The organism is Archangium sp. (assembly GCF_036388035.1).
Taxonomy (GTDB): domain Bacteria; phylum Myxococcota; class Myxococcia; order Myxococcales; family Myxococcaceae; genus Archangium.
Map to the genome: position 1 here is coordinate 1 of NZ_DASVSO010000337.1, position 1985 is coordinate 1985.

The window sequence follows — 1985 nt, forward strand, 5'->3', positions numbered from 1 at the left end:
CGTACAGCGGCATGGACACCTGGTTCATCACCGTCGAGTACCGCTTCGACTACGGCACCTTCCAGAGCGCCTACGTGACCAGCACGAGTGGGTACCGCCGCGAGCCGGTGCCAGCCACCATCACCGCGCCCGTCGGTGCCCGCACCCTGGAGATGCGCTTCAAGAACTGGGACCGTGGAAGCTGCGTCGCCTACGACCCCAGCTCCTGGCCCATCTACACGTTCACGCTCCAGCCGTAGTCGTCGTCCCAGCCGCCACTCGCCAGGTCCCCACGCTCGTTCCTCGCTCCCTCCACCCGGAGCGAGGAGTCGCGCGGCGCTTTCGGCTCACCGGCCCTTCTTCCAGGCCTCCAGCTCCGCCTTCTTGCGCGTGCCCACCTCATCGAGCTTCTTCTGCCAGTCCTCGCGGTAGGGCCGGAGCGCCTCGGTGACCGCACGCGCCACCACGAGGTTGCGGTACCACTTCGAGTCCGAGGGCACGATGATCCACGGGGCCCGTTTGGTCGCCGTGCGCGAGAGGGCCTCTTCGTAGGCCTCCGTGTAGTCGTCCCAGTGCTCGCGGTCCTCCCAGTCCCCGGCGTTGATCTTCCAGGCCTTGCGCACCTCCTGCTCGCGTCCGATGAGGCGCTTCTCCTGCTCCTCGCGGCTGATGTGGAGGAAGAACTTGAGGACGATGGTGCCGTGCTCGACGAGCAGCTCCTCGAAGTCGCGGATGTGCCCGTAGCGCTCCTTCCAGAGCGACTCGGGGACGAGGTCGTGCACACGCACGACGAGCACGTCCTCGTAGTGGGAGCGGTTGAAGATGGCGAACTCCCCCTTGCGCGGCGCGTGGCGGTGGATGCGCCAGAGGAAGTCATGCTCCTTCTCCTCCTCGCTGGGGACACCGAAGGAGGTGACGCTGACGCCTCGGGGGTTGAGCAGGCCCACGACGTGCTTGATGGTCCCATCCTTGCCCGCGGTGTCTCGGCCCTGGAGGACGATGAGCACCGAGTTCATCCGCGCGCCCCACAGGAGATCCTGCAGGTCGAACAGCTCCTCGCCCAGCGCCTCGAGCTCCTTCTTCGCCGCGGTCTTGTCCGTTCCCTTCGGGGGTGCTTCGGAGATGGCGTTCAGCCGGACCTTCTCGTTCGTCTTGTCGAGCGTGGTGATGGTGTCCACGGTTCCCTCCCTGGGAGCGGTGAGGCTCCCATGTGGAATCAGCCCTGACAACCCGTGTGGGGGACGCGGCGGTGCTCCCCTTGACACCTTAGGGGAGCCCGGGCGACAGTCCCCTCAACATCTGAGGGGAACGCACGCCTTGTTCCCCTGAGCATCTGAGGGGAGTGGGCTACATGGCGGACACCTCGCTGGAGCTGCTGCAGGGCACGCTGGACGTGCTCATCCTCAAGAGCCTGTCGTGGGGCCCGCTGCACGGGTACGCGGTGGCGGAGAACGTCCGGGAGCGGAGCGGGCAGGAGCTGAAGGTGGAGGAGGGGGCGCTCTACCCGGCGTTGCACCGCCTGGAGAAGCGGGGCCTGCTGGAGGCGGAGTGGGGCCTGTCGGAGAACAACCGGCGGGCGAAGTTCTACCGGCTCACCTCGGCGGGTCGCGCGCACCTGCGGGCCGAGACGCAGGTGTGGAGGCGCTACGCGGCGGCCGTCACCCGCGTGCTGGAAGCGGCCTGAGACCTCCCATGCGTGGCAACCCTGGTTTCAAGCGGCTGTTGAGGCTCGTCGTCCGTCCGCGCGCGGTGGAGCAGGACGTGGACGAGGAGTTGCGGTTCCACCTGGAGATGCGCGCCGAGAAGCTGGAGCGGCAGGGGCTGTCGCCCGCCGAGGCGCGCGCGGCCGCCGAGCGCGAGTTCGGAGACGTGACTCACGTGCGCGAGGAGTGCGTCCGCATCGGTCACGAGAGGGAGCGGGAGATGAAGCGGAGCTTGTTCTTGGATGCGCTGGTGCAGGACGTGCGGTACGCGCTGCGGACGCTGTGGCACAGCCCCGGCTTCAC

4 protein-coding genes are annotated in these 1985 nt (G+C 67.9%); 3 read left to right on the forward strand and 1 reads right to left on the reverse strand.

The window, feature by feature from the left end; all coding sequences use genetic code 11:
* Positions 1 to 239: DUF6209 family protein (locus tag VF697_RS13825; RefSeq protein WP_331095075.1), on the forward strand; the 239-nt coding region annotated here is incomplete at its 5' end.
* Positions 240 to 326: 87 nt separating this feature from the next.
* Here VF697_RS13825 and VF697_RS13830 read toward each other — a convergent pair.
* Positions 327 to 1157: a polyphosphate kinase 2 family protein gene (locus VF697_RS13830; protein WP_331095077.1), complete on the reverse strand. Its 831-nt coding sequence runs from the start codon at positions 1155 to 1157 to the stop codon at positions 327 to 329.
* Between the two features lie 173 nt (positions 1158 to 1330).
* On the opposite strand from VF697_RS13830, the gene VF697_RS13835 reads away from it, so the two are divergent.
* Positions 1331 to 1663: a PadR family transcriptional regulator gene (locus VF697_RS13835; RefSeq protein WP_331095079.1), complete on the forward strand. Its 333-nt coding sequence runs from the start codon at positions 1331 to 1333 to the stop codon at positions 1661 to 1663.
* An 8-nt stretch (positions 1664 to 1671) separates the two neighbouring features.
* Positions 1672 to 1985, forward strand: a 314-nt coding sequence (locus VF697_RS13840) for a permease prefix domain 1-containing protein (RefSeq protein ID WP_331095081.1), incomplete at its 3' end; no start/stop codon positions are given.

Coding starts and splice junctions, on each gene's coding strand:
- VF697_RS13835 (WP_331095079.1), top strand. CDS start 1,331: ATGGCGGACACCTCGCTGGAGCTGCTGCAGGGCACGCTGGACGTGCTC.